23 protein-coding genes and 1 pseudogene are annotated in these 23,258 nt (G+C 64.1%); 16 read left to right on the top strand and 8 right to left on the bottom strand.

Annotated elements, in window-relative coordinates; all coding sequences use genetic code 11:
* Positions 1 to 20: 20 nt before the first annotated feature.
* From M529_RS30220 to M529_RS30200, 6 genes and pseudogenes are all read right to left on the bottom strand, one after another.
* A pseudogene (locus M529_RS30220) lies at positions 21 to 308 on the bottom strand (co-chaperone GroES).
* 213 nt (positions 309 to 521) lie between these two features.
* Complete coding sequence (locus tag M529_RS30215; protein ID WP_031294550.1) at positions 522 to 1,502, bottom strand: sensor histidine kinase; 981 nt, start codon at positions 1,500 to 1,502, stop codon at positions 522 to 524.
* A gap of 113 nt (positions 1,503 to 1,615) precedes the next feature.
* Positions 1,616 to 1,978 (bottom strand): response regulator, encoded by a 363-nt coding sequence (locus tag M529_RS30210; protein ID WP_021316996.1) that lies wholly within the window; start codon positions 1,976 to 1,978, stop codon positions 1,616 to 1,618.
* Positions 1,979 to 2,100: 122 nt separating this feature from the next.
* A complete protein-coding gene (locus M529_RS30205) occupies positions 2,101 to 3,000 on the bottom strand; it encodes a cation:proton antiporter (protein WP_021316995.1) in 900 nt (299 codons plus the stop codon).
* Positions 2,973 to 3,362: a hypothetical protein gene (locus M529_RS50210; protein WP_021316994.1), complete on the bottom strand. Its 390-nt coding sequence runs from the start codon at positions 3,360 to 3,362 to the stop codon at positions 2,973 to 2,975. Before M529_RS50210 ends, M529_RS30205 begins: the two co-directional genes overlap by 28 nt.
* Positions 3,363 to 3,383: 21 nt before the next feature.
* Positions 3,384 to 4,511, bottom strand: coding sequence for an extracellular catalytic domain type 1 short-chain-length polyhydroxyalkanoate depolymerase (locus M529_RS30200; protein WP_031294549.1), 1,128 nt, complete (start codon positions 4,509 to 4,511; stop codon positions 3,384 to 3,386).
* 450 nt (positions 4,512 to 4,961) lie between these two features.
* On the opposite strand from M529_RS30200, the gene M529_RS50520 reads away from it, so the two are divergent.
* From M529_RS50520 to M529_RS30190, 3 genes are read left to right on the top strand one after another with little or no spacing between them, the layout of a single operon-like run.
* The gene (locus M529_RS50520) at positions 4,962 to 5,090 is read left to right on the top strand and encodes a hypothetical protein (RefSeq protein WP_269078862.1); all 129 of its coding nucleotides are present in this window, start codon (positions 4,962 to 4,964) and stop codon (positions 5,088 to 5,090) included.
* A gap of 28 nt (positions 5,091 to 5,118) precedes the next feature.
* Positions 5,119 to 5,385, top strand: coding sequence for a hypothetical protein (locus M529_RS30195; protein WP_021316992.1), 267 nt, complete (start codon positions 5,119 to 5,121; stop codon positions 5,383 to 5,385).
* A 42-nt stretch (positions 5,386 to 5,427) separates the two neighbouring features.
* Positions 5,428 to 6,345 carry a transglutaminase family protein gene (locus M529_RS30190; RefSeq protein ID WP_021316991.1) on the top strand — a complete coding sequence of 306 codons (918 nt, stop codon included), beginning with the start codon at positions 5,428 to 5,430 and terminating at the stop codon, positions 6,343 to 6,345.
* 627 nt (positions 6,346 to 6,972) lie between these two features.
* Here the strand turns inward: M529_RS30190 and M529_RS47650 are convergent.
* The gene (locus M529_RS47650) at positions 6,973 to 7,782 is read right to left on the bottom strand and encodes a sugar phosphate isomerase/epimerase family protein (RefSeq protein WP_021316989.1); all 810 of its coding nucleotides are present in this window, start codon (positions 7,780 to 7,782) and stop codon (positions 6,973 to 6,975) included.
* A 75-nt stretch (positions 7,783 to 7,857) separates the two neighbouring features.
* Positions 7,858 to 8,622, bottom strand: a complete 765-nt coding sequence (locus M529_RS30185) for an IS6-like element IS6100 family transposase (protein WP_001389365.1) — start codon at positions 8,620 to 8,622, stop codon at positions 7,858 to 7,860.
* A 48-nt stretch (positions 8,623 to 8,670) separates the two neighbouring features.
* Here M529_RS30185 and M529_RS30180 point away from each other — a divergent pair, with 48 nt between their 5' ends.
* The 13 genes from M529_RS30180 to M529_RS30120 all read left to right on the top strand — a co-directional run bounded on the left by M529_RS30180 (position 8,671) and on the right by M529_RS30120 (position 23,255).
* Complete coding sequence (locus tag M529_RS30180; protein ID WP_021316988.1) at positions 8,671 to 8,964, top strand: glycosyltransferase family protein; 294 nt, start codon at positions 8,671 to 8,673, stop codon at positions 8,962 to 8,964.
* Positions 8,958 to 10,028: a CDP-glucose 4,6-dehydratase gene (rfbG, locus tag M529_RS30175; RefSeq protein ID WP_021316987.1), complete on the top strand. Its 1,071-nt coding sequence runs from the start codon at positions 8,958 to 8,960 to the stop codon at positions 10,026 to 10,028. The genes M529_RS30180 and rfbG overlap by 7 nt, the downstream gene beginning before the upstream one ends.
* A gap of 34 nt (positions 10,029 to 10,062) precedes the next feature.
* A complete protein-coding gene (gene rfbH / locus M529_RS30170; protein WP_021316986.1) occupies positions 10,063 to 11,424 on the top strand; it encodes a lipopolysaccharide biosynthesis protein RfbH in 1,362 nt (453 codons plus the stop codon).
* Between the two features lie 33 nt (positions 11,425 to 11,457).
* A complete protein-coding gene (locus M529_RS30165) occupies positions 11,458 to 12,258 on the top strand; it encodes an aldolase/citrate lyase family protein (RefSeq protein ID WP_021316985.1) in 801 nt (266 codons plus the stop codon).
* A 5-nt stretch (positions 12,259 to 12,263) separates the two neighbouring features.
* The gene (locus M529_RS30160) at positions 12,264 to 14,123 is read left to right on the top strand and encodes a thiamine pyrophosphate-binding protein (RefSeq protein WP_201766331.1); all 1,860 of its coding nucleotides are present in this window, start codon (positions 12,264 to 12,266) and stop codon (positions 14,121 to 14,123) included.
* Entirely contained in the window at positions 14,120 to 14,782 is a 663-nt protein-coding gene (locus M529_RS30155; RefSeq protein WP_021316983.1) for an HAD family hydrolase, read from the top strand. The genes M529_RS30160 and M529_RS30155 overlap by 4 nt, the downstream gene beginning before the upstream one ends.
* Entirely contained in the window at positions 14,775 to 15,719 is a 945-nt protein-coding gene (locus tag M529_RS30150; RefSeq protein WP_021316982.1) for an NAD-dependent epimerase/dehydratase family protein, read from the top strand. The genes M529_RS30155 and M529_RS30150 overlap by 8 nt, the downstream gene beginning before the upstream one ends.
* An 85-nt stretch (positions 15,720 to 15,804) precedes the next feature.
* Complete coding sequence (locus M529_RS30145) at positions 15,805 to 17,799, top strand: SLBB domain-containing protein (RefSeq protein WP_021316981.1); 1,995 nt, start codon at positions 15,805 to 15,807, stop codon at positions 17,797 to 17,799.
* Between the two features lie 26 nt (positions 17,800 to 17,825).
* The gene (locus M529_RS30140; protein ID WP_021316980.1) at positions 17,826 to 18,884 is read left to right on the top strand and encodes a GumC domain-containing protein; all 1,059 of its coding nucleotides are present in this window, start codon (positions 17,826 to 17,828) and stop codon (positions 18,882 to 18,884) included.
* Positions 18,881 to 19,840: a glycosyltransferase family 2 protein gene (locus M529_RS30135; RefSeq protein ID WP_021316979.1), complete on the top strand. Its 960-nt coding sequence runs from the start codon at positions 18,881 to 18,883 to the stop codon at positions 19,838 to 19,840. The genes M529_RS30140 and M529_RS30135 overlap by 4 nt, the downstream gene beginning before the upstream one ends.
* Before the next feature lie 3 nt (positions 19,841 to 19,843).
* Complete coding sequence (locus M529_RS30130; protein WP_021316978.1) at positions 19,844 to 20,227, top strand: GtrA family protein; 384 nt, start codon at positions 19,844 to 19,846, stop codon at positions 20,225 to 20,227.
* Positions 20,224 to 21,606, top strand: a complete 1,383-nt coding sequence (locus M529_RS30125) for a glycosyltransferase family 87 protein (RefSeq protein WP_021316977.1) — start codon at positions 20,224 to 20,226, stop codon at positions 21,604 to 21,606. The genes M529_RS30130 and M529_RS30125 overlap by 4 nt, the downstream gene beginning before the upstream one ends.
* Entirely contained in the window at positions 21,603 to 23,255 is a 1,653-nt protein-coding gene (locus M529_RS30120; RefSeq protein WP_021316976.1) for a hypothetical protein, read from the top strand. The genes M529_RS30125 and M529_RS30120 overlap by 4 nt, the downstream gene beginning before the upstream one ends.
* The last annotated feature ends 3 nt before the right edge of the window (positions 23,256 to 23,258 follow it).

Raw genomic sequence — 23,258 nt, 5'->3', positions numbered from 1 at the left:
GGGAGACGGGAAGGCTTGGGTCAGCCAATGATCCCCAGGACATCGCTTTCCTTCACGATGAGAAGGTCCTCACCGTCCAGCCTGACCTCCGAGCCGACCATTGGCCGAACAGGATGCGGTCGCCCGCCTTGAGATCGAGCGGCGTGAGCACGCCGTTCTCAGCTTTGACGCCCGGGCCGGCGGCGACGATCTCGCCCTCCTGTGGCTTCTTCCCTGGCGGTATCGCGGATGATGATGATGCCGACGCTTTTGTCGGCCGCGTCGATACGGCGGACCAGCACGCGGTCGTGAAGAGGTCGAAATGTCATGAACAGCATCCTGCCGCTGGACCGCGACGAGATGTCGTCGCTTCACAAGCGGGGAGCCAGCGCTGCCGATTTGCGATTGAATATCGCGGAGACGCGAATGCCAACGGACATGATGTGGGGGCCAGCGACATAGAAAACAAGATGGAGCCCCCGTCCGCCGGCCCGCACAGGAAGAAACAGGCATTTGCGGCGCGGGCCAATCGAGCTCGACGGTCAGTTGGCAAGTCGGCCGCGACTCATGCGGAGCGTCACCACGAGACCGCTCTCGGCCCAGTCATATTCGATCGTGCCGCCGAGCTGACCCGTCACGCTGCGCTGGACAAGCTTGCTTCCGAAACCAGCGCGTCCCGCCGGGTCGATGACCCTGGGGCCACCATGTTCCAGCCACGTAAGGACGAGGTCCTCGCCGTCCACGATGCTCGAGAGGTCGAGCGTGCCAACCGGAGCCGAGAGCGCCCCATATTTCATCGAGTTGGTGGCTAGCTCGTGGATCACGAGGGCAAGCCCAGTTGCTGCACCTTCGCCTATGCCCATTCGTTCAACCGCAATCCGGATACGGCCCTTGAATGCGCCCAGATCGTCATAGGGAGCTAAAAGCACGGCAAACAGGTCTCCGAGCAGTGCGGCCTTGCCTCGGCCATCGAGAAGCGGCCGCACCAGATCATGCGCGCGGCCAAGCGCCGAGAGGCGTTCGGTCAGCTCATGTGCCAAAACCTCGACGCTGTTGGCCGAGCGCGATGAGATTGCCGTCAGACCCGCAGCGATCGCGAGCAGATTCTTGACGCGGTGGCTCATCTCTCCGGCGAGCAGTTCATGGCCTTCTTCGGCCTGCTTGCGCTCCGTCACATCGAGGAAGATGCCATACATCGTCCTGCCGACGATGCCGGCATCCTCGCCTTGGCCGCGGGCCGTCACCCAGCGCACCGTGTCGCCAATCATAATCCGAAAATCGGTCTCATAGGGACCTAAGATCGCACGGGTGGCACTGAAGGCAGACTGAACATGGTCACGGTCCGCCGGGTGAATCCGTGCGGATAGCTCGCCGAAGGTCACGTGGTCGCTGGGCGGCAGCTTCCACAGCTCGAACCCCAGTTCGTCCATTGCGAAGGCGTCGGTATCGACGTTCCACGACCACAAAGCCACTCCCGCGGCCTTAATCGCGTGGCGCAACTGGTCGGATCGCCACTCATGCATATCGGGCGTCCGTGCGGCCAACATCGTTCGTCCAATCGTGAGAGAGACCTTTGCTCTACACGCTTGCTGCAACGCTGTCCGGGAAAAGATGAAACGCTGCCTTGAACGCATTCTCAGGCGGTGGTGAGGCACCGCATTGTTTCAATCAAGGCGGGCCATATCGGTGGCTTCGCGACGAACGGGCAGCCGACTGGAAGCGTGCTCGCGTCAACTGCGCCTCGCCCTGAGGTGATGATGATATGCATTGGTGGCCACCGATCGCGAACGAGCGCGGCAAGCTGGATACCGTCCATCGATCCCGGCATCTCGATATCGGTGAAAACCAACTGAACGTCTGCGCTCAGCATCAAGATCGCGATAGCGGCATCGGCATCTTCGGCCTCCAGAGCGATGAAGCCGGCCTCCTCGATCATGTCGACCGCGTTCAGACGAAGCAATGGTTGGTCTTCGACGACAAGAACCGTAATTTTGCGCATATCTACCCTCCGCTGACGAGGGCTGATCGCGAGCTAGGCTCTAACCGGCGACGGCACCGTTAGTTCCGACACGCATTCGCTTTACCGGGCGTCATTTCTTTGTCCGTCCGGCGGAGTGGGAGTTAAGTGTGAGAGTCAACCCGGCGCCGCTGCCATCGGTCGAGCAGTCGCAATGCCGGCGTTACGGTGACGCCGTGCAATAGGATCGAGGCGAGCACGACCCCGCCGATGATCGCCCAGAGCCGGTGTGGGTCGGCGAAAGACCCATGATTGAGCGCAAAGGCAAGATAGTAGATCGAGCCCATTCCGCGGATGCCGAAGAAGGATATCACCAGTTGCTCGCGCCAAGGCAGCCTCGATCCGACAAGGCTGAATAGGCCTGCAGCCGGGCGCGCCACCAGCAGGACGCCGGCAACGAACAGCAGCATCAGCCAGTCGAAGCCAGTGAGCAGACCGCCGAAGGCAAGGATGCCACCGAACAGGACGAGCAGCACCATCATCAGCAACCGCTCCGCCTCCTCGGCGAATCCATGCAGCCGGTCGTGATAATCATCGTCGCGACTGGCGTTGCGCAGCGCCAGGGCCGAGACAAAGACGGCCAGGAAACCGAACCCGCCTAGCATCTCGACCACGCCATAGGCGATCAGCGTAACCGCCAGCGCAACGAAGCCATCCCCCGTGCGCGAGAGACTTGCGCGCATCGGCAGGTGAAAGGTCAGATAACCGAGGCCGCGTCCGATGGCATAGCCTGCGGCGGCTCCAAGGAAAGTCCTCCAAAGGAGGTCGCGCCCAAGCCATTCGAGCAGATCGATGCTTCCGAAAGATGCTGCGCTCAGGGCAATAGCAAGATGGACGAAGGGGAAGGCGAGGCCGTCATTGAGCCCGGCCTCGGAGGTCAAGGCAAAACGTGCTTCGTCCTCTTGCCCTTCACCGGGACCACCCACCTGGACATCGCTGGCAAGCACTGGGTCGGTCGGCGCGAGTACGGCGGCGATCAGCAGCGCCGCCGTCGGACCGGCCACTCCGAGCCCCATGCAAGGCCCGCGACCACGAGCATGGTGATCGGCATTGCGATGCCCAGCAGCCGCCAGGTGAGCGACCAGCTGCGCAGCCCGATCATCCGATCGATCTTGAGCCCCGCCCCCATCAGCGAGACGATGACGACGAGCTCGCTCAGCCGCTCCGCCACGACCGGCAATCGCAGCGGGTGGACCGCAAAGGGCCTGAGCGGCGGCAGCGCGAACAGCGCAGCCCCCGCGGCGACGCACAGGATCGGAAGAGACAGGGGAGCCTTGCGCAGCAGCATCGGCAGCCAGGCCGTCATCAGCACCAGCACACCCAGCCCGGCAAGCAGCAGGACGTAAAACTGGTGCGAGAGCTCCACTGGAGTCCTTTCAGGTCCTGCTTAGCGTATCAGGCCGGCAGCGCGCAAAGCATCTTCGATTATGCGTCCGACGCCACTGGAAGCGACCTGCGATCGGGGCCGCATTGCGTAAGGCTCGGCGGCAACGCTCGTGTCTGCGCTTAGACGCGCCGTGGACGGCCGCGGTCGTGTAACCTCGGCACGGCCCGCGCTCAGCCCCCAGAAGTTCGCAATCCGCCGCGTCGAAGAAATCCCCGCCTCGAGCATGTACGGTCCCGCCGTTCCGCAGGCCTCGGGCCCGGACGTGTTGAGTGGAGTGCCATGGCCCAGGCCAGCGATGCAATATTCCTCGATCACGTCGTGCCCGTGGGCATCGCGCCACACACGGCGAAGATAGCCTTCGCCTTTCTCGACAGTGTTCGGTGTGCGCGCAATCCCGTGGATGGAACGCCATTGCTCGACGATGAGTGCCGAATTCGCATGGCTGACGGTGGCGTCGCTGTCGCCATGCCACACCGAGATCGTCGGCCAGGGCCCCTTGTGCGGTGACGCAGCAGTGACGAGCTTGCCCAGCGCGGCCGCCGGAGGGCCGCCGTGCGCCCGCATGCGATCGAACGCCTCGGGGATGGAGGTGGCCGTGCCATAAGGTAGACCGGCGATGATCGCGCCCCCGGCAAACACGTCGGGATAGGTGGCAAGCATCACCGACGCCATGGCACCGCCCGCCGAAAGCCCGGTCACGAAAATGCGGGATGGATCAATTCCATGGACCTCGATGATCGCCGAGACCATCTGGCGGATGGACAGTGCCTCGCCTGCATCGCGCTGCGTGTCGCCCGTGTTGAACCAGTTGAAGCAGAGGTTCGCGTTGTTGCCGCGCTGCTGCTCCGGATAAAGCACCGCGAAGCCCTGTTCGTCGGCCAGCCGCGACCAGCCCGATCCATGATCATATCCAGCCGCATCCTGGGTGCAGCCGTGCAGCACGACGACCAGCGCTGTCGGTGCATGCCGAGTGTGGGGAACGTAGAAGCGGCCCCGAAGCGCACCGGGATTGGACCCGGATGCGCCGAGATCCGACAGCCGGTCTTCCGCAAACCTGCCTGGTAAGCCGGGCAAGGAATGGTCTCGCAATCGGGCAAGGCGGCTGAGTGTATCGTTCAAGCTTCGCATGCGGCTTTCTCCTGGCCACGGCGGAAGCCCTGACATGCAGACCGATCCAATCGAGTTGCTGCACTGCACAATGTTGGATTGGACGGGGCAAATAGCAAGGATGTAGATGAATTATCTGCGAACTCGGGCAATAGGTCTGGTGCTACCTGACTGCCGTCCCCATATACATTCTATCGCGCCGTCCGTTTCGAGCTTGGTGGCGACTGAGAGTTCTTCATGCTCCCGCTCTGACGCGGAGCTTATCATGCGATCTGCCCTTCATAGGAGCTTTGTGCGGCCTAGGCCGCGTATCGCTCTCGTTCGCAAGCCGACTGCCGACGCGGAGAAGGCGGCGCATGCGCAGTTTCGCGAGTGGCCATCCTCAGGTGGAGCTCGTCCGCCTGTGCCGCCCTCGGGACGCTGATCATCTGCACCAGGGTCCGGCCGGGCCCGTATTCAAGGAATGACGACATGGCCAAGGGACAACAGCGTGGCAACCGCGAAGCGCGAAAACCGAAGAAGCCGGAGCCGCCCAAGCAGAATGCCTCCAATCCATCGTTGAAGGGAACGCCTTCGGCGCAACAGTCCAAAAAGGATTGATCTCCTCTTTCACGGAAGGCCGTCCCCCATGCATCTATCCTCTATTCTCTGCCGCGCCCAGGAAGCGCATCACCATGCCGTCGCTCGCGCCACCACGCTCAACAATGTCAGGCTGGTGGCGAACGTCGCCGCTGCCGCCTGGGCCAGGGAAGGGTTGGCCGCCGGCCTGCGCGAAGATCGGAAGCTATCTGGCAGGGCATTTGCCGAGGCGCATCTGCTGTCGAAGGAGCCACCCACCGCCGATTACCGCGGGCTGAGCGAAAATCCCGACCGGGGGCATGCCGATCCTGGTTAAGGAGACTTCCGGCGGTAATGTCGCAATTCAGGAGGTGACGGAATGCGGCTCCATATCTTGCATGTCACCACCTATGGATATCGAGGGCCGGTCGAGCTGCTTGTGCATCGGATGATGCTCACGCCGCGCAGCTCGCATGCGCTACGCCTGATTTCCGCCGACCTCAGTTGCGAACCCGCAGCGGAGCTGGAGTGGACACAGGATGTCTTCGGCAATCTTATCGCCACGGCCTCCTTTCCGAACCCTTCTAAACACCTGACGATCACCAATCGCGTGATTGTCAACCAGACCGCCGCCGCCTGGCCCATCCTCAAGATCGCGCCACATGCGCACCGCTATCCGTTTGACTATTCGCACGAGGAGCTGACCGATCTCGGTGCGCTGATGGTACCGGAGCATACGGATTCGGAGGGCCGGCTGGCGGCTTGGGCGCATGCGCAGGTGCTCGGCGTAGACACCGACACGCTGTCGCTGCTGCAAGACATGAACGCGGCCGCCCGCATTGGCATGACCTATGTCGCGCGAGAAGAGATCGGGACGCAGTCCCCGCAGGAGACGCTTGATCTCGCCTCGGGCTCGTGCCGCGATCTCGCCACGCTGTTCATCGAAGCGGTTCGGCAGCTTGGTTTTGGAGCCCGCGCGGTGTCCGGCTATCTCTTCGATCCGGCGATCCTGGAAAATCCCGCCGACCCGGGATTTCAGCACGGAGCGACCCATGCGTGGGCGGAGGTGTATTTGCCCCGTGCGGGCTGGGTTGCGTTCGATCCGACCAATGGCCGCATGGGAGAAGCACATCTGGTCCCTGTCGCGGTCGGCCGGAGCATCGCGCAGTTGAGCCCCATCGATGGTCGCTATGTCGGCGTCGACGACGCCTTTCTCGGCATGAAGGTGGAGGTCACGGTCTCGACAACAGACCGCACCGATCTGACTCCGCAGGACGGGTCATCGAGCTCCGATTGATTATCGCCCGCAGCCTGATGCGGGCCTTGGCCTCATTGGTCGCGAGCCTTCGTCGCATACCGGATCTACAGCGCGCGGGCGCTCCCACCGTCCAGTTGTGCAAAGGAAAAAGAGCATCTACGAGGCACACGACGTGCCGCCGCGCCGCTAGCTGCGCGCGTGGCTCTGCTCTTGGCAACTTCGGCTCGGCCGGAGCCGGCCGAGACGAGCCGCCCCCGGCTTCTGTATCGTGCTGCGCTTGGTATCGCTGCCGTCGCCGCAGCCCCGGCGCTGGCGCAACGGTTCACGCAAGGACTGGTCGACCTCCATCTACCCGGCGGCAATGTCGAGCGAGCGATGACAAGCGCTTTTCCTGGCAAGGGAAACATGATCCTTCAACGGGTCCGTCCGCCACTACTTGAACCCCCATGTCCGTATTTGTCCGCGATGTGTTCACGCCGAACGATCCGTTCTTCGTGCGCTGGCACTGGGCGGACATTCCGACATCGATCGATGTCGATGCGTTCCGCCTCCGCTTCTGACGAAGGCCGCCGGTCGCTGAATCTGGCCTACTTGCAGCAATATAGCAATACTGGGACGAGTGCGTCCGCATGATGCAGCATTGATCGGACAAGCTCGACGAGTTCGCTAAGATGCGGCCGTTGAGCGAACCGACTGGAGATAGGCCAAGGCATCGCGGATACTGGCCATTGGTTCCGGCGCTTGGTCATATTCGACATAATAGGTTTCTACGCCGGTGGCTGCACCCGTCCGGAAAATCTCGGCAAAGTCCAAAACGCCCTTTCCAGCGCCGACGATGTCACCGTTGGCGTTCATGTCCTTGAGGTGGCATAGATGGAAGCGGCTTGGATTGTCGCGCATATAGGCAATCGGATCGATCCCCATTCTGTACGCCCAATAGACGTCGATCTCCATCTTCACATGGGCGGGATCGGTTTCCTCCAGGAGGATGTCGTAGGGCCGCTTGCCGTTTACCGGCACGAAGCCCTTGCTGCCATTGTGGAAAGCGAATCTCATACCGGCATCGGCGCACTGGCGCGCGCCCGCCTCGAAGGCTGCTGCGATGCGGCTCACGGCCCCGGCGCTGACCAGATCGACGTCAGTGAGATTACTCCAAACCACGGTGCGCTGTTCCATGATGCCCGCCATGCCGATCGCCTCTTCGAGAACATAGGGCATCCGGTCGAGCGAATAGATCGACTGTATCTGATCCAAGACGGCTTTCATCGGCATCCGGCCAGCGTCCCACGCGACCATCATATCGTAGAAGGAGGCCGGACAAGCGTGCATCGATGGGGACCGGATGCCATTTTCCTTCAGCAGGTCGGCGCACCGCTCGGCCTCCAGTCCCATAGCGCCGATCGTTTCGATCGACCGATAGCCTATCTGCGCGACCGCGCGCAGAGCCTCGCCCGGACCAGCGGCAAACGGCCGCATGATCGAGATAGCCTGCAGGCCGGCTCTGTTGCAAAGATTGGCGGCAGTCAGAGGTAGGCTGTCGCTCTGCGCCGATCAGGCGGCTGCTGCGAAATGGTGGTTGAGCATGCCCATGGCCTCCGTCAGCGCCGAGGGCCCAATGCCAAAAGCTCTCTCCACAAGGCGCACCTCGCCCCTGATGCCGGGCTGCAGGCACCAGGGGCGAGCCTGTCCTTTGCGCAGGGCTCGCATGACTTCGAATCCCTTGATCGTGGCATAGGCCGTGGGGATCGATTTGAAACCGCGCACCGGCTTGATCAGTATCTTGAGCTTTCCGTGATCGGCCTCGATCACGTTATTGAGATACTTCACCTGCCGGTGGGCCGTCTCCCGGTCCAGCTTTCCTTCGCGCTTCAATTCGGTGATCGCTGCACCATAGCTCGGCGCTTTGTCGGTATTGAGCGTGGCAGGCTTTTCCCAGTGCTTCAGGCCTCGCAGGGCCTTGCCCAGGAACCGCTTCGCTGCCTTGGCGCTGCGGGTCGGCGACAGGTAGAAATCGATCGTGTCGCCCCGCTTGTCGACTGCCCGGTACAGGTAGGTCCACTTGCCCCGCACCTTGACGTAGGTTTCATCCAGGCGCCAGCTCGGATCAAAGCCACGCCGCCAGAACCAGCGCAGCCGCTTCTCCATCTCCGGGGCGTAGCACTGGACCCAGCGATAGATCGTCGTATGGTCGACCGAAATGCCGCGTTCCGCCAGCATTTCCTCAAGGTCGCGATAGCTGATCGGATAGCGACAATACCAGCGCACCGCCCACAGGATCACATCACCCTGGAAATGGCGCCACTTGAAATCCGTCATCGTTCCGTCCGTCCAATCTCCGCCAAGCATGCTCAAGCTTCACGATTTTTGCAACAGAGCCCGCTGCAGTTCGACGGCGACCTGGTGCGCGATTTCCAGGAGAAGCCGAACGGCGATGGCGGCCTGATCAACGGCGGCTTCTTCGTGCTCGACCCGTCGGTGATCGACCTGATCGACACGCCCGACACGATCTGGGAGCGCGAGCCGCTCGAAAAGCTCGCCACGTCGGGCGAGCTCGTCGCCTATCGCCATGACGGCTTCTGGCAGCCGATGGACACGCTGCGCGACAAGCAGCATCTGGAAGAATTGTGGGCCGGCGGAGCGCCCTGGAAGTCATGGTAAACGAGGCGTTCTGGCAAGGGCGCCGCGTATTCCTGACGGGACATACCGGGTTCAAGGGCAGCTGGCTTTCCATGTGGCTGGCGCAGATGGGCGCGGAGGTCACCGGCTTCTCCCTGCCCGCCGACGAGGTCAGCCTGTTCCGTCAAGCCCGCGTCGAGGAGGTCGTCACCCATATCGAGGGCGACATCCGCGACATGGCGGCGGTCGAGGCGGCGGTCGCGAAGGCGCGGCCGGAAGTCGTCTTCCACCTGGCGGCCCAGCCGCTGGTGCGCCTTTCCTACGACTGCCCCACGGAAACCTTCGCCACCAATGTGCAGGGCACCGTCCATGTGCTGGATGCCTGTCGCCGCGCGGCAGACCTGCGGGCCATCGTCTGCGTCACCAGCGACAAATGCTATGAGAACCGCGAATGGGTCTGGCCCTATCGCGAAAGCGACCCAATGGGTGGGCACGATCCCTACAGCGCCAGCAAGGGCGCTGCCGAACTGGTGATCGCGGCCTATCGGCGGAGCTTTTTCGGCGCAGGTCCGCTGCTCGCCTCGGTGCGCGCCGGCAACGTCATCGGCGGCGGCGACTGGGCAGCCGACCGGCTGATCCCCGACATCATCCGCGCCCTGATCGCGGGCGAGGCGCCCTTCATCCGTTCGCCCGGCTCGATCCGGCCCTGGCAGCACGTGCTGGAGGCGCTGGGCGGCTATCTGCTGATCGCGCAGGGTCTGGCCGATGGAAATGCCGCCATGGCGTCGGGATGGAATTTCGGTCCGGCCGATGACGATACCCGTCCGGTCGACTGGATCGCGGACAAGATGTGCGCCGCATGGGGTGGCCCCGCCTGGCGCACCGAAGAGATCGTGCAGCCGCACGAAGCGAAGATCCTGAAGCTGGATTGCTCCAAGGCCCGCAGCGAACTGGGCTGGCGCCCGGCGCTGCGACTGCAGGAAGCGCTGGATTATATCACCAGCTGGCATCGCGATGTCGCGAACGGGCTCGATGCGGCGCAAGTGTCCTTTGCACAACTGACGGCTTATCGTAAGCAGTTGGATCGTGCGCTATCGGTATCGTAGGCAGTAGGGTTTGCCTGTGGGGGAGTATGCGTGAATGACTGTTGAACAGGCCGTTGCCAATCCGGTTGCGCTGGCCGAAGACTGTGACGAAGCGCAGCTGCGCGCGCTCATCCTCGACCTGACGGGCGAATATGCGCGACGGTTCCATGCCCCCAAGACCTTCTTGCCGGGCGAAAGCGTCGTTCCCGTGTCAGGCAAGGTCTATGACGAAACCGACATGCGGAATCTGGTCGATTCCTCGCTCGATTTCTGGCTGACCACGGGACGTTTCAACGAGGCGTTCGAGGCGAAGCTGGCGAAGCGGCTGGGCGTTGCCCATGCGTTGACCACCAACAGCGGATCGTCGGCCAATCTGCTGGCGCTTTCCACGCTGACGTCGCACTATTTCCGCGGCGAAGCGCTGAAGCCCGGCGACGAGGTGATCACCGTCGCCACCGGCTTTCCCACGACCGTCAACCCGTCGCTGCAATATGGGCTGACGCCGGTCTTCGTCGACGTCGACATCCCGACCTACAACATCAAGCCCGAGATGATCGAAGCGGCGGTCAGCGACAAGACCCGCGCGATCATGATCGCCCACACGCTGGGCAACCCGTTCGACCTGGGCGAAGTGATGCGGGTCGCCGAGAAGCACAACCTGTGGGTGGTCGAGGATTGCTGCGACGCATTGGGCGCGACCTATGACGGCAAGGGTGTCGGCACGTTCGGCCATATCGGCACGCTGAGCTTCTACCCCGCTCACCACATCACCATGGGCGAAGGCGGCGCGGTGTTCACCGACAAGCCACGTCTGAAGCGCGTGATCGAATCGATGCGCGACTGGGGCCGCGACTGCTGGTGCGCCCCGGGCATGGACAATACCTGCGGCAAGCGCTTCGGGCGCAAGCTGGGGTCGCTGCCGATGGGGTATGACCACAAGTACACTTATGGCCATGCGGGCTATAACCTCAAGATCACCGACATGCAGGCTGCCGTGGGTCTGGCGCAACTCGGCCATCTGGAGGACTTCATCGCTGCGCGCGCCCGCAATTTCGCGGGGCTGACCGAACGGCTGAAGGCGTTCGAGGATGTCCTGATCCTGCCGCAGGCGACCCCGAACAGCGAGCCGTCCTGGTTCGGTTTTCCGATCACCATCCGTCCCGGCAGCGGCATCGACCGCGAGGAACTGGTGCAGTATCTCAACGAGAAGAAGATCGGCACCCGCCTGCTGTTCGGCGGGAACCTGTTGCGCCAGCCCTACATGAAAGGCCGCAACTACCGCGTGGTCGGCGAGCTCACCAATGCCGATCTGGTGACCACCAACACCTTCTGGATCGGTGTCTTCCCCGGCCTGACGCCGGACCATCTGGATTATATGGCCGAAATGATCGGCGCGTTTCTGCGCAAGGACGCCTGAGGGCGAGCGCGAAGGGATTTCAGGAGAAGCGATGTGAACAAGCATGAGAAGCGGATGCTGGCCATCCTGGAGACTGCCAAGGCCGATTTCGGCGTGCTGGCGGTCAAGGCCGAGTTCGAGGCTGAAGGCACGCGCGTCGACGAACTGCTGCGCCTGCTGGAGATCGCCCGCCGGGCCGGCGTCAAGGTCGCCATCAAGATCGGCGGCTGCGAGGCCATTCGCGACCTGATCGAATGCCGCCTCTACGGCGTCGACTATATCATCGCGCCGATGGTCGAGACGCCCTATGCGCTCAAGAAGTTCGTCGATGCGAAGAACAAGGTCTATCCGGCGGACGAGCAGCAGGACGTCAGCTTCCTGTTCAACGTCGAGACGCGCCAGACCTTCGACCAGCTCAAGGAAATGGGCGAAGTGGCGCAGAAGGGCGGCGTGGGCATGGTGTTCGGCCGCGTCGACTTTGCCGGCTCCATGGGGCATACCCGCGACTTCGTGAACAGCGACGAGATGGCGGGCTATGTCAATGCGGTCGCCGATGTCTGCCGTGACCGCGGCCTGGAGCTGGTGGTAGGCGGCGGCGTGAGCCCCGCGTCCGTGCCGCTGCTGAGCGACGCGCGCACGCGCCGGCTGGACCGTTTCGAGACCCGCAAGGTCATCTTCGACGGCGCGGTGCTGGAGAGCGGCAACGCCGAGGCCGGCATGGAGCTGGCGATCGAGTTCGAGCTGCTCTGGCTGAAGAACAAGCGCGATTATTATCGCAGCATTTCCGCCGAGGACGAAGCCCGCATCGCGATGATGGAAGCCCGCCAGTCGAGCTCGGCCAAGAAGGCGGCCTGAACTTCATGGCAAAAATGCGCGTTGCAGACCTGATCGCCCGTCTGCTGGTCGAGCATGGCATCACCGATTGCTTCATGCTGACCGGCGGCGGCGCCATGCATCTGAACGATGCATTCGGCCGCGAGCCGGGGTTGAAGAAGATCTTCACCCATCATGAGCAGGCCGCCGCGATCGCCGCGGAAAGCTATTGCCGCTTGTCGGGCCGCCCCGCGGTGGTGAACGTCACCACCGGCCCGGGCGGGGTCAACGCGCTGAACGGCGTCTATGGCGCCTATGTCGATTCCATCGGCATGGTCGTCGTGTCCGGCCAGGTGAAGCGCGAAACCTGCGCGCCCAACTACCCCCTGCCCCTGCGCCAGCTGGGCGATCAGGAAGTCGACATCGTGTCGATGGTGCGCGGCATCACCAAATATGCCGTGGTGCTGAACGACCCGCTGGACGCTCGCAAGGTCGTGGAAAAGGCAATCCACCTGTGCCGGCGCGGGCGCCCCGGCCCGGTGTGGATCGACGTGCCGATCGACGTCCAGGCGGCGCCGGTCGATTTCGACGCGCTCGAACCGTTCGATCCAGCCAGCCTCAATGAGGACGCGAACGAAGCCGCGAACAACCAGGCGGAACTGGGCCTGCTGGAGGGCGAGGCGCTTTCGGCCGAGGTCGCGACCGTGCTCGCGGAACTGTGCGCGGCGGAGCGGCCGGTGGTGCTCGCCGGCGCTGGCGTGCGCATTTCGGGCCAGCATGACGCCTTCCTGGCGTTCGTCGAGCGCTTCGGCGTGCCGGTCGTCACCGGCTGGAACGCCCATGACACCATTCCCAACGGCCATCCGCTCTATGTCGGCCGCCCCGGCACGGTCGGCGATCGCGGCGGCAATTTCGCAGTGCAGACGGCGGATTATGTGCTGGTGCTGGGGTCACGCCTCAACATCCGCCAGATCAGCTACAACTGGCAGAGCTTCGCGCGCAACGCGAAGGTCGCGATGGTGGAGATCGACCGGGCCGAGCTGGAGAAGCCGACGCTGAAGCTGCATCGCCCGGTCCATGCGGACCTGCGCAGCTTCTTCGCGGCGGCGGCCGCCCTGCCCGTCCCCGCCGACGACAAGGCGGAGGCGCGCGCCGCCTTCCTGGCGCGCAGCCGCGAGCGGTCGGCCCGCTATCCGGTGGTCCTGCCCGAATATTGGGCGACCGAAGGCCTCATCAATCCCTATGTGTTCGGCGACCTGCTGTTCAAGGAACTGGAAGAAGGCGACATCGTCGTGTCCGGCGACGGCACGGCCTGCGTCACCATCTTCCAGGCGGCGAACCTGAAGCCGGGGCAGCGGCTCTACACCAATTCGGGCTGCGCCTCGATGGGGTATGACCTGCCGGCGGCGGTCGGCGCCTTCCATGCAGCGGGCGGCCGCCGCATCATCTGCCTGGCGGGTGACGGCAGCATCATGATGAACCTGCAGGAGCTGCAGACGATCGTCGGCCAGAAGCTGCCGGTGAAGATCTTCGTACTGAACAATGACGGCTATCATTCGATCCGCCAGTCGCAGCAGAATCATTTCCCGGACAATATCGTGGGTTGTGGCCCCGACAGCGGCCTCAGCTTCCCGAACTTTGCGAAGCTCGCCGCCGGTTTCGACCTGCCGTCCACCACCGTCGCCAGCCACGACGCGCTGAGCGCCGTGATCCGTGCGACGCTGGACGGCGAAGGGCCGCAGCTGTGCGAGGTGATGATCGACAAGCGGCAGGAATTCGCGCCCAAGCTGTCCTCCCGCCGGCTGGAGGACGGGACGATGGTGTCCCCTACGCTCGAGGACCTGTCCCCCTTCCTGCCGCGCGAGGAACTGGCCGAAGCGATGGAGCCGTGCGGGATAGCGCCTTGATCCGTCATGTCATCTTCGACCTGGACGGGACGCTGGTCGACAGCTGCGGCATCTGCGTCTCGATCCTTTCGGCGATGATCGCCGATCGCGGCGTCGCCCACAGCATCGACCCGATAGGCGCCCGCCAGCATATGAGCCGCGGGGGGCGCGACATGGTCGCCGCGCTACTGGGGCCGGCCTGTGTCGATCCCGACGCGGACCTCACCGATTTCCGCGCCCGCTACACGCGGCACGACACCCCGGCGGACAGCCTGTACCCCGGCGTGGCCGAAGGCCTGGAACAGCTGCACGGCATGGGGCTGGAGTTGGCGATCTGCTCCAACAAGCCGCAGGCGCTGTGCGAGAAGGTGCTGGAGGATACGGGCCTCGCCCCCTATTTCCGCGTCGTGGTGGGCGGACAGCCAGGCCTGCGCCCCAAGCCCGCACCCGACCTGTTGGCCGCCGTGTCGGAACGCCTGGGCTGCGCGCCGGAGCACTGCGTCTATGTCGGCGACAGCGAGCTGGACCATGACGTCGCGCGGGCGGCCGGCATGGCCTTCTGCTTCATGACCTATGGTTATGCCCAGCCCTTCTGGGTGCCGGAGGTGGGCGAGAGCTTCGACTGCTTCCCCACGCTCGCAATGGCCATTGCCGCGCGGGCGGCGCAGGTCCATGCTTGAACCCGCCATTGCCCATGCCATCGCGGCCGGGGATCAGCATCTCGCCATCACCGGTGCAGGCGGCTGGATCGGCCTCGCCACGCTCGACCTGCTGGAGCAGGCGCTGGGCGATGATGTCGTGCGGCGCGTCTCCTGCTATGGGAGTGCCGCGCGGCCGCTGACGCTGCGCAGCGGCCGGCAGCTCAACCAGCGTCCCCTGTCCGAGCTTTCCGCGCTGGAGGCGCGCACCGTCTGGCTGCTGCATTTTGCGTTCCAGACCAAGGAGCGCGCCGAGGCGATGAGCGAGGCAGAGTATCGCACCGCCAACGACGCGATCAGCGCAACGGTGCTGGATGCCGTGCGGACGCTGCCGGTCGAGGCGGCGTTCATCGCGTCCTCGGGCGCGGCCTCCAAGGCTGCCGATCCGCTCGCCAGCCCGGCCATGCGGCTTTACGGCCAGATGAAGCTGGACGACGAGGATCGCTTCGCCGCCTGGGCGCAGGAGAGCGGGCGCCGCGCGGTGATCGGGCGGATCTTCAACATCACGGGTCCCTACATCAACAAGCATCAGGCCTATGCCATCGCCAACTTCATCCTCGACGCGCTGGCGGGCCGGCCGATCGAGGTGCGGGCCCCGCGGGAGGTGTTCCGCGCCTATGTCGCGATCCGGGAGCTGATGTCGCTGGTCTTCGCGTTGATGGCGGAAACGGGCGGCGGGGTGACCCGGTTCGACACCGGCGGCGAGAAGCTGGAGCTGGAAGCGGTCGCACGGATGGTGGCGCAGGCGCTGGGCGGCGGCCCCGTACAGCGCGCTGCCATCACCGATCCGGTGGCGGACTGTTATGTGGGGGACACGGCGTCTTATACCCAATTGCTGGCTCGGCATGGAATAGAGGGCGTGCCGCTCGACCAGCAGATACGGGAAACGGCAGAGGACATGCAAGCGACCGCCGGTTGATGACGCAACGGGCTGGCCTCCACGAGAGGCCCATGATAGGGGCGCGCCGAGACGGCGCGCAGCGAATATGAAGGAACGGAAGTTGATGATGGGTACGACTGTTGGCCCTGCCGCTTTGCTGACCGGGCTGCGCCGTTTGACCGCATCTGTGTCGATCATGGCCCTGCTTTCGGCCAACCCGCTCGCCGCGCAGGCAGTGGACCCGAACGCCATTCCGCGCGGCTCACCTCTCGATCCCTATGGCACGGGCCAGAGCACGGCGTCGGACCCCTATGGCCGCACGAACCAGGTCCCTGGATCGACCTCCACGCAGACCACGGTATCCACCGGAAGCGACACCTACCAGCCGGTGTCGGTGGGCGGAACCTCGTCCAGCGACGCGAACGGCACCAACCTCACCATGCCGGGCTTTGGCCCGCGCCTGGGCCAGAACGGCCTGCTCGACATGGAAAGCGTGCAGGTCAAGCGCCCGGCAACCCCCGGCGAGTTCGAGACCTGGGTGAGAGACGTCACCGGCCGCAAGCTGAAGCGCTATGGTTCGGACCTGCTCATCGCCAGTGCGCGTGATTTCGCCGTGCCCGCCACGACCACCATACCGCCGGACTATGCATTGAATGTCGGCGACACGGTGTCGATTTCCCTGACCGGATCGATCGAAGGCAGCGTCGAAGCGCAGATTGACAGGGACGGGCGGATCTTCCTGCCCAATGTCGGTTCGGTCAGCCTGATCGGCGTGCGCTATCGCGATCTCAAGGATCGGCTCGCCGCCGCCATCGGCCGGCAGTATCGCGGCTATGACGTGGCGGTCAGCCTGAGCCGCCTGCGCGGCGTCCGGGTATATGTCACCGGCTTCGCGAACAATCCGGGCGCCTATTCGGTCAACAGCCTGTCCACCCTGGTCAATGCCGTGCTGGCGGCGGGCGGGCCGTCCGCTGGTGGTAGCTTCCGTTCGGTGAAGCTGTACCGCAACGGCGCCGAGGTGGCGGATTTCGATCTCTATCAGCTGCTGCGCAAGGGCGACCGCTCGCTCGACCCCCTTCTGCAGAATGAGGACGTGCTGTTCATTCCCCCGGTGGGCAAGCAGGTCGCGGTGATCGGCAGCGTCAACGAAGAGGCGATCTACGAGACCCGCCCGGGCGAAAGCCTTGCCGACGTGCTCGCGCTGGCAGGTGGGCCGACCAATGTGGCGGACCCTTCCCGCCTCATCCTCTATCGCCTCGACGATCAGGATAGCGTGGGCAGCCGGCAGATCGACCGGGCCCTTGCCAATGCGGAACAGGCCCAGGGCGGGGACATCGTCCAGATTCTGCCCCAGGGCACGCTGGCACGATCGCTGGACAAGCAGCAGGCGGTGGTGCGGATCGAAGGCGAGGTCAACAAACCCGGCAACTATTATGTGCCGCCCAACACGCCCCTGTCGGAAGTGCTGGAAATGGCCGGCGGGCTGACGCCGCGCGCCTTCGTGTACGGAACCCGCTTCTTCCGCGAATCCGTGCGTTCCCAGCAGCGCCGCAGCTTCCTGGAAGCCGTGGAACAGATGGAAGTGACGCTCGCCGTCGCGCCCCTGACCGATAGCCGCCTGGGCGATACCGGCGACCGGCAGACGCAGGCTGCCTCCGCGCGCACCTTCCTCGACCGGCTGCGCCAGAAGGAGCCCGACGGCCGGCTGGTGCTCAACCTGGCAGCAGATACCACGGCGCTGCCCGGCAGCCTGCCGCTGGAGAACAACGATCGCATCGTCATACCGCCCCTCGTGAAGACGGTGGGCGTATTCGGCGCGGTCTATCGGCCGTCCTCCTTCCTGCTGGAAGGTGGCAAGCCGCTGCGGATCAAGGACTATGTCCAACAGGCCGGTGGCCCGATCCGCGGCGCCGACCGCGGCAACATCTTTGTGGTCCGCGCGAACGGATCGGTCCTGACGCGCAATCGCGGGGCGATGAACGCCAGGGTTCTTCCCGGCGACACCATCTTCGTGCCGGTCAAGACGCAGTCCTCGTCGGTCTGGGCGAAGATTCGCGACATCGCCCAGATTATCGGGCAGTTCGGCCTGTCCGCAGCGGCCATCGCGGCGATCGACTGATGACGCCACGCCGGAGCATTATCGGCATGATCGCTCATGCCCCGCTGGTGCGCAACGCCGCGTTGCGGCGCACCGTCCTGATCATCCTGATCGCGATTTTCGCTGTCCTGACCCTTTTCCCCGAAAAATACCGTGCAGCGTCGAGCCTGACGCCAACCGATCCCGCCAGCCTGGGCCTCAGCGGCACGCTGGGCCAGCTGGGTGCGGTCGGCAGCGTCTTCGGGAACCAAGCGGCCGTCGAAGTCAGCATGAAGGTGGCACGCAGCGACTATGTGCGCGACGTCGTCATAAAGAAGCTGAAGCTGGACAAGCGCCTGGGACTGTCGCGTATCGAGACGCATCGATGGCTCGACCGCAAGGTCGATGTCTCGACGCTGCGCGGCGGCATCATCGAGTTCGAGGTGAAGCTGAGGGACAAGGATCTGGCGAAGGACATCGTCAGCGCCTATGGCGAGGCCGTCCGGGTCCAGCTCGCCACCATCTCGCGCACGCAGACGTCCTACAAGCGCGACATCCTGTTGAGGCTGGTGGACGAATCGAGCGAGCGGCTCGCCAAGGCCCAGGCGGCCTATGACTCCTTCCGCCTTCAGACGCGGTACAGCAGCCCGCAGGCGGCGATCTATGCCGCGGGCGACCGCATCCCCGAGCTGGAAGCGCTGATCCGCGCCAAGGATGTCGAGCTGAACGCCGCCCGCCAGTTCGCGACCGACGACAATTTCAGCGTCCGCCAGCGGCTGGCGGAAAGGGAAGCGCTCGAGCGGCAGCTGGCCGAAGCGCGGTCCGTTTCGCCGCAGCAGCAAAGCTCCGTGGGCCAGGTCGTCCGGCAATCGACCCGGGTCGACAAGCTGCGTCGCGACCTCGATCTCGCCCAGGGGCTCTATGACAATTACAAGCGCTACCTGCAGGGAACGTCGGTCGAAAACCTGACGTCGACAGCCAATATCCGCATTCTGGAGCCGGCCTATATCGATTCCGAACGGCAGTATAACTGGCTGGCCCTGGTCGCTGCGGTCGCCACACTGCTGTTCGGCCTCGCTATCGAGGTCTATCTGATCCGTCCGCCGCTGGACGGCGCGGAGGCATGATGAACGATCACCTGGGAGACGCGCGGCCGGACCTTTCGGTCGTCATTCCTTGCTATAACGAAGAAGAGAATGCCGAAGCCATCCATGCGGCGGTGACCGCGGAACTGGCGCCGATCGGCATCAGTTTCGACATCATCTTCATCGACAATGATTCCACCGACCGGACCGTGGAAATCATCAAGGGGATCTGCGCGCGCGACCCGCGCACGCGCCTGATCGTCAACAGCCGCAATTTCGGTCAGATGCGCAGCCCGACCCATGGCATTTACCAGGCGCGCGGCCGCGCTGTCGTCGGCATGTGCGCCGATTTCCAGGACCCCCCGGCGCTGCTGCCGCATTTCGTCGAGCGGTGGCGGGCCGGCGTCGACATCATCCTGGGCGTGCGGGAGGCCGAGAAGACGAGCGGCCTCGCACTGGGCGCCTTCCGCCGCCTTTCCTACTGGCTCGCCCGCAACTTCGGCGACTATCCGATCATCCCCAACGCAACGGGTTTCGGCCTGTACGATGCCCGGGTGGTCGACGCCACGCGCATGCTCGCGGAGCCCGAGCCCTTCTTCCGCGGCATGCTGGTCGAAACCGGCTACCGGCTGGAAACGGTTTCCTATCCCCGTCCTCCGCGAGCGGGCGGCAGGTCGAAGAACAATTTCTTCGCCTTGCTGGATTTCGCGATGTCGGCGCTGGCGGGGTCGTCCAAGCGTCTCCTGCGCCTGCCCATCTACATCGGCGTCTTCGGCGCTCTCATGACCCTGCTGATGCTGGCCGGCGGGGTCGCGGCCTTCTTTCTGGGCCGACCGATCGCCGGCTGGTTGATCGCGGCGGTGGTGCAGGCCGAACTGGCGCTTCTGTTCGGGTTCCTGGGGCTGCTTGGCGACAACCTGCGGATCGTGTCCGAGCGCACGCGGCGTACGCCGCTCGTTCTGGAGCGGGAACGCGTCAACTTCCCGCCGGATTATTGAGCCATGGTGCTGTCGCGGGAGCGCATCGGCGAAATCTGGCGTTACTATCAGGCCGGGCTGGTCAACACCGCCTTCGGCTTCGGCGCCTATTCGCTGCTGGTTTGGCTCGGCCTCAACCTGTTCGCCGCGCAACTGATCGCGCATCTGGCGGGAATGGCGTTTAACTATCTGACCTATAGCCGCCATGTGTTCCGCGATGCGGCTCCGGCACGCTTCCGCTTCGTCCTCTCCTATGCGGGCAATTATGTGGTCGGGCTGGCGATGCTCTTCCTCTGCTCTCGCGTGATCGATTCACCGTATCTCGCGGGCCTGATGTCGACCATAATCGTCTCCGCCATCAACTATTTCGCGCTCAAATATCTCGTCTTTCGCGACAAGCCCGCATGACTTCGGCAACGCGTCCGCGTCGATGGCATCTGCTGATCGAATATGCCCTAGTGCTCGCGATCCTGACTGCGATTGGTCATATCGCATGGTATTTCGCCAAATATGGCTATATGCGCCAGCCCTTCTTCTACGAACCTTGGGGAACCTGGTCAGACTGGTTCTCGCTGGCTCAATATGCGCACCGGCGGGGCGCCTATGACATAGAAATGTCGATCTATCCGCCGCTGTCATTCGTCATCATGAAGATTCTGAGCATCAACCAATGCTATACGAATAATTTCGATGTCGATGCCCGTGCTTGCGACTGGTTAGGCGACGCGACGATTTGCGGCTCTTTTCTGTTGGCAGGCGTGCTGACAGTCTTTCATTTGCGCAAGGTGGATCGTACGACTTATGTGCCGCGATCCATAGCGATCGCCCTGGGTTTCCCAATGCTCTACGCATTGGAACGTGGAAATCTGATTACCATCGCCTATTGCGCCTATCTGCTTGCCTACGGTCCTCTGCTCCGATCCGCCCGTCTGCGCTGGCTGTGTGCCGGCATCGTCGTCAATCTGAAAGTCTATATGATCGCTGCGGTGCTGGCGCCGCTCGCCAAGCGCCGCTGGCTCGCGGTTGAAGGCGCGGTGCTCTCGACGATCGGCGTCTATCTGGTTAGTTGGGCTATTCTGGGGGAAGGCAATCCCCTGGCGATCCTCCACAACATCTCGCAATTTTCAGGCGTTGTGCGCGGTGAGCGGCTTGAGGACATTTGGTATGCGTCCAGCTTGGGGCCACTGCGTACAGTGGTGCACGGCAATTTCCCCGTCTATGCTGTTTTCAATTCCTCTCAGGTCAATGCAATCTACCTGACGGCAACAGGCCTGACCTATTTGACGCAGGCACTTGCCGTCGCCGGGGTGGCTGCAACCTTTCTTCGTCCCGAGGTCGTACCAAATCATCGGGTCATTATGTTTGGCACCATCATTGCGTTGGCGACCAGCGAGGCCGGTGGTTACACAGCCATCTTCCTGTTGCTTTCCATTTTTATGGAGCGCTGGCGCGGTTGGGCGCGGCCAACCGCCATCGTGCTGACCTATCTCTATTGCATTCCCGACGAATATATCATTCCCGCAGGGATGCCGCCCATATTGCACGAGAGCTTTCTGGGTAATCGGCAGGTGCTGGCCCAATATGGCATTGGCATTCTTTCGATATTGCGTCCGGTTATAATGTTCATCGCCTGCAACTGCCTTGCGGGCGTCACACTCTACGATGTGTGGAAGGACATCCGCGGCCAGGGCTGGCAGGATCGCTGGCGGTTCCGGCGCGACTGGCCGTTGCTTCCGGGCATCCTGCGTCCCCGTCCGCCAGTCCAGGGTCCGGAACAGCAGGCATGATCGAAGCCGTTTCGCGTCGCGCCCTGTTGCCGCTGTCGGTGGCGCTGGCGGGCGCCGGGCTGGCGAGCGCGGCGGAACCGCTGCGCGCCGGTGAGCATGGATATGCGCTGGCGGCCGGCGTCTACCGCGTGGATGCGAACATGCGGATCGACGCCGATCTGAAACTGGCCCCTGGCGCGGTCATCGAGATCGCGCCTGGCGCCACGTTGCAGTTGTCGGGCCATTTCGAAGCGCCCCTTTCCCGGGTCTTCGCCGGATCGGGCCGCGTCGATCTGAACCATGGCCGCACGCCCCATGCCCACCCCGAATGGTGGGGTGCTGCTCCCGGGGACAGCGGGCGGGACAGCCTGGCCGCGATGCAGGCCTGCCACGCCGCCCACCCCGTGATGCAGCTTCTGCCCGCGGACTATTATCTGTCCGACACATTGGTCGTCGAAAGGGCGTTCAGCCGCATCACAGGCTCCGGTTTCCGGGGCACCGATGGATGGCAGGGAACGCGCCTCATCCTGACCAACGGGCGAGGCGATGTGATGCGCGTGGGCCCCCGATCGCGCCCGCCGAGCGTCAACGACTTTCCGCAGAACATCGAAATCCGATCGCTCGCCCTGTGCCGCAGCGCGCCGGTCGATGCAGGTGCGGGTCGCCAACCCGTCGGACTGGCGGCGTCCTATCTGCTCTACGCTCGTTTCGAGCAGGTCAGCGCCGCCGAGCACGGGACAAGTTTCCTGCTGCACGGGCTGGTGCGATCACAGCTGATCGACTGCGTCGCCTTCCGGTCGATCCCCGCTGTGCAGGGCGGACAGCCCTGGCGCGGTTTCCTGCTCGACGGGATGAGCGACATCGGCCTTGCGGGAGGGAACGCGTCGCTGTTCATGACCGACTGCAACGCCACCATCGGCGGCAATCCCGGCGTCAGCGATTCGGTGGGACTGCTGCTGGAAGGCGCCTTCGCCGACAGTTTCATCACCAATTTCGAGGCGACGGCCGTCGCGGTGGGCATCCGCGTCGACGGGCAGACCGCGCGGATCGGCGATCGGGCGCGCAACGGCCATGTAAACCTTCACATCCGCATGCCGATCGTCGACCAGTGCGGCGAAGCCGGCATCGTTATCCGCGATACGTCCGCCCATATGATGATCGACCTTGCCGAACCCTATGTCGCGGTCGCGCCGCAAGGCCGCGCGGGCATCCGGTGCGAGGCGATGCATGGGTCGCTCGCGATCCAGGGCGGGCAGCTGGTCGGTACGACCAACAGCGCGGCCGGCGGCACGGCCGTGGGACTGCTGGTGAACGACAGCGAGGGATTGCAGGTCCGGGGGCTGAAGATCCTGGAACATGCCGCGCCCGTGGAGCTGTCCGCATGCCGCGGCTTTGCGCTGCAGGGCTGGATCGGCAATCCGCGCCACGCCACGCCACGGGACGCCGCGCTGCTGCGCGACTGCGCACGCGGAACGGTGGCGCTGCTGGTCGTCGGGCGGGATCGCGCCTTCGGCGGCGGCGTGGCGATCGAAGGCACCGCCCGGCGCCTGCGGATCGACACCAACGGCCATGATGATGCCGCTCTTTCGGGAGGCGAGGACAATCGCGTGCGGCGCCGCGGGCGGCCCGTTCCGGTCCAGGGCGACAGCCTCTTCCTCGACGAGGCATGATGC

It is taken from the genome of Sphingobium ummariense RL-3, from assembly GCF_000447205.1.
Classification (GTDB): domain Bacteria; phylum Pseudomonadota; class Alphaproteobacteria; order Sphingomonadales; family Sphingomonadaceae; genus Sphingobium; species Sphingobium ummariense.
Note: the sequence above shows the minus strand (reverse complement) of the source record. Positions and strands in the feature narration are given on the sequence as shown.

Coding starts and splice junctions, on each gene's coding strand:
- M529_RS30215 (WP_031294550.1), bottom strand. CDS start 1,502: ATGCATGAGTGGCGATCCGACCAGTTGCGCCACGCGATTAAGGCCGCG.
- M529_RS30210 (WP_021316996.1), bottom strand. CDS start 1,978: ATGCGCAAAATTACGGTTCTTGTCGTCGAAGACCAACCATTGCTTCGT.
- M529_RS30200 (WP_031294549.1), bottom strand. CDS start 4,511: ATGCGAAGCTTGAACGATACACTCAGCCGCCTTGCCCGATTGCGAGAC.
- M529_RS50520 (WP_269078862.1), top strand. CDS start 4,962: ATGGCCAAGGGACAACAGCGTGGCAACCGCGAAGCGCGAAAACCGAAG.
- M529_RS30195 (WP_021316992.1), top strand. CDS start 5,119: ATGCATCTATCCTCTATTCTCTGCCGCGCCCAGGAAGCGCATCACCAT.
- M529_RS30190 (WP_021316991.1), top strand. CDS start 5,428: ATGCGGCTCCATATCTTGCATGTCACCACCTATGGATATCGAGGGCCG.
- M529_RS47650 (WP_021316989.1), bottom strand. CDS start 7,782: ATGCGGCCGTTTGCCGCTGGTCCGGGCGAGGCTCTGCGCGCGGTCGCG.
- M529_RS30185 (WP_001389365.1), bottom strand. CDS start 8,622: ATGACGGATTTCAAGTGGCGCCATTTCCAGGGTGATGTGATCCTGTGG.
- rfbG (WP_021316987.1), top strand. CDS start 8,958: ATGGTAAACGAGGCGTTCTGGCAAGGGCGCCGCGTATTCCTGACGGGA.
- rfbH (WP_021316986.1), top strand. CDS start 10,063: ATGACTGTTGAACAGGCCGTTGCCAATCCGGTTGCGCTGGCCGAAGAC.
- M529_RS30160 (WP_201766331.1), top strand. CDS start 12,264: ATGGCAAAAATGCGCGTTGCAGACCTGATCGCCCGTCTGCTGGTCGAG.
- M529_RS30150 (WP_021316982.1), top strand. CDS start 14,775: ATGCTTGAACCCGCCATTGCCCATGCCATCGCGGCCGGGGATCAGCAT.
- M529_RS30145 (WP_021316981.1), top strand. CDS start 15,805: ATGATGGGTACGACTGTTGGCCCTGCCGCTTTGCTGACCGGGCTGCGC.
- M529_RS30140 (WP_021316980.1), top strand. CDS start 17,826: ATGATCGCTCATGCCCCGCTGGTGCGCAACGCCGCGTTGCGGCGCACC.
- M529_RS30135 (WP_021316979.1), top strand. CDS start 18,881: ATGATGAACGATCACCTGGGAGACGCGCGGCCGGACCTTTCGGTCGTC.
- M529_RS30130 (WP_021316978.1), top strand. CDS start 19,844: ATGGTGCTGTCGCGGGAGCGCATCGGCGAAATCTGGCGTTACTATCAG.
- M529_RS30125 (WP_021316977.1), top strand. CDS start 20,224: ATGACTTCGGCAACGCGTCCGCGTCGATGGCATCTGCTGATCGAATAT.
- M529_RS30120 (WP_021316976.1), top strand. CDS start 21,603: ATGATCGAAGCCGTTTCGCGTCGCGCCCTGTTGCCGCTGTCGGTGGCG.